This window comes from Frigoribacterium sp. CFBP 13605 (assembly GCF_014839405.1).
Classification (GTDB): Bacteria; Actinomycetota; Actinomycetes; order Actinomycetales; family Microbacteriaceae; genus Frigoribacterium.
This window is the reverse complement of record NZ_JACYNS010000184.1, coordinates 1-2,340: the sequence shown is the minus strand read 5'-3', so window position 1 is coordinate 2,340 and position 2,340 is coordinate 1. Positions and strand designations below refer to the sequence as shown.

General features: G+C 75.1%; 2 protein-coding genes. One reads left to right on the top strand and one right to left on the bottom strand.

What is annotated here, in order from left to right; all coding sequences use genetic code 11:
- Positions 1 to 965: FUSC family protein (locus IFT36_RS15810; RefSeq protein WP_200413636.1), on the bottom strand; the 965-nt coding region annotated here is incomplete at its 3' end.
- Positions 966 to 1,084: 119 nt separating this feature from the next.
- Between IFT36_RS15810 and IFT36_RS15805 the strand changes: the two genes are divergently transcribed.
- Entirely contained in the window at positions 1,085 to 2,281 is a 1,197-nt protein-coding gene (locus IFT36_RS15805) for a phosphotransferase family protein (protein ID WP_123571814.1), read from the top strand.
- The last annotated feature ends 59 nt before the right edge of the window (positions 2,282 to 2,340 follow it).

Below are 2,340 nucleotides of genomic sequence, written 5' to 3'. Positions count from 1 at the left end.
CCGTCGTCGTGCCCGGTGCCCGTCGCGGGACCGCCGGTGGCGTCGGGGAGGCGGGAGGCGCGCCCGGCCGGCAGCGCCTCCTCGGTGGTCCGCGCCAGCAGGCGCACGTCGTGGGCGGCTCGTCGGAGGTCTTCGGCGATGCTCTGCACCACGGGGTCGTCGGACAGCCCGGGGTCGTAGTTGTCGTGGACCGACCGCACCATGCCGACCACCCGGTTGACGAGCACGGTGAGGCGCCGCAGCAGCGCCGCGTCGGCCTCGAGGACGCTGCGGTTGCGGCTCGCACGGGGGTTGAGCTGGAGGCTCTCCTCGCCCGCGGTGACCGCGTCGACCGCCCGGGCCTGGGCCACCCTGAGCTCGCGGGCCCTGGTCAGGCCCGTGGCGAGCCGCGACCCGTCGACCGGTTCGTCGAGCACGGCGGCGGTCTCGTCGAGCACGGACGCGATGTCGCGCGCGAGCCGTCCGACGGCGAGGTGCGCGGGGGCGAGGGCGACGGGAGGCACGATCAACGCGTTGATCGCGAGCGCGATGGCCGCACCGATGATCGTCTCGAGCACCCGGTCGAGCGCGTAGTCGGGGGTCTGGGCGCCGATCGCCAACACGAGCATCGCCGAGATCGGCACCTGGTTCGCCGAGCTCGGCGTGAGCCGGAAGGCCCAGGCCACGAGCAGGCTCACCACGACGATCGCCAGCACGATCCAGGTCGCGTCGCCGAACAGCTGGCCGGCCGCGAAGGCGATGAGCACGCCGGCGATGACGCCGACGCTGCGCTCGAGGCCGCGCACGAACGACTGGTTGACGCTCGGCAGCACCACGAGCAGGGCCGCGATCGCGGCGAAGATCGGCAGGGGCTGCTGCAACAGGGCCACCGAGGCGAACCAGGCCGCCATCACCGCGACGCTCGTCTTCACCACCTGGAGCAGGGGCGTGCGCTTCGTCTGCCGGATGCGCGAGACGACCTTCACGCCCTCCAGGGTAGACGGGGAGGCGCCGCCCGCGTCGCGACGTCGCGACAGGTCACGAAACGGTCACCCCGCCCGCGCCTCCCCACCGATCGGTCCGGCTGCTGGTTGACTGCGTCCTCGTGTGGCCCAACTCCGCCGAGGTGCTCCCCGCCGCGTTCGCGAACTCGGGGCTGACCGTCGTCGCCTTCCGACCCCACTCGGTCGAGCCCTCGGGCGCCGGGTTCCTCTACGGCTACGAGGTCGACACGGTCGACCCGGTCGGCGCGACCTCGACCGTGCTGACGTTCATCGACACCGACACCCGGGCCGCCGACGAGTCCTCGGTGCTCACCCGCGACCCGACCACCGGTCAGCCGCTCGCCGTCTGGGCCTACCCGGCCGACCCGATGCTGCCGGCGCTCGCCGGGGCCACGTATCCCGACCGGGTGGCCGACGCGCTCGCGGCGCTCGGCGTCGTCGTCACCGAACCGCGGCTGAGCGTCGCGGCGTACCGACCCGGCAAGCGCGCCGTCATCCGACTCGATGCCGCCGAGACCACCGTCTTCCTCAAGGTGGTCCGCCCCGACCGGGTGGCACCGATCGTCGCCCTGCACGAGGCGTTCCGGGCGCAGGGGCTGCCGGTGCCCGCCGTGCTCGCCTCGCGGGCGGACGGCCTGCTCGTCCTCGAACGCGTCCCGGGGGTGCCGGCCGGGCAGCGCGTCGTCGAGCTCGTCGACGACCCGCGGTTCGTCGAGCAGATGGTCGACCTCGGCACGCGCATCGCCCGCGTCGACGTGGTGGCGCGGGCGCAGTCCGACGCCCTCGACCACGGAGCCTGGCACCGCTCGACGCTGCGCGCCGCGCTGCCCGACCGGGCGACCGAGATCGACGGCCTCTACGACGAGATCGACCGGCGCCGCGCCTCATCCGCCTCGGACGCCCTCGCCGTGATCCACGGCGACCTGCACCTCGAGCAGCTCTTCGTGCACCCGTCCGAGCCGTGGCGGGTCACCGGTCTGCTCGACGTCGACACCGCGGGGCTCGGGCACCCGGCGCGCGACGCGGCGGCCCTCGTCGCCCATCTGGTCGTGACGGGACAGTGGCACCGGGGCAACGGCGACGAGGCCGAGGCCCGGGCCTGCGAACGCCTCGCCGACGACGTGACGCGCGCCTGGGTCGAACGCCTGCCCGGCCTGGCCGACCGGCTCGCGCCGGGCGTCGCGTCGCAGCTGCTCGCCCACGCCGGCGGACAGGCCACGCTCGGCACCGACACGGGCCGCCGCAAGGCCGTCCAGCTGATCGGTGCCGCCGCGGGCACCCTCGCCCGCCCCGCCTGACCGCCCGCCCCTCCGCCGCCCACCCACGGACGGGTCCGCCGCGCGCCCGCGCACGAGTC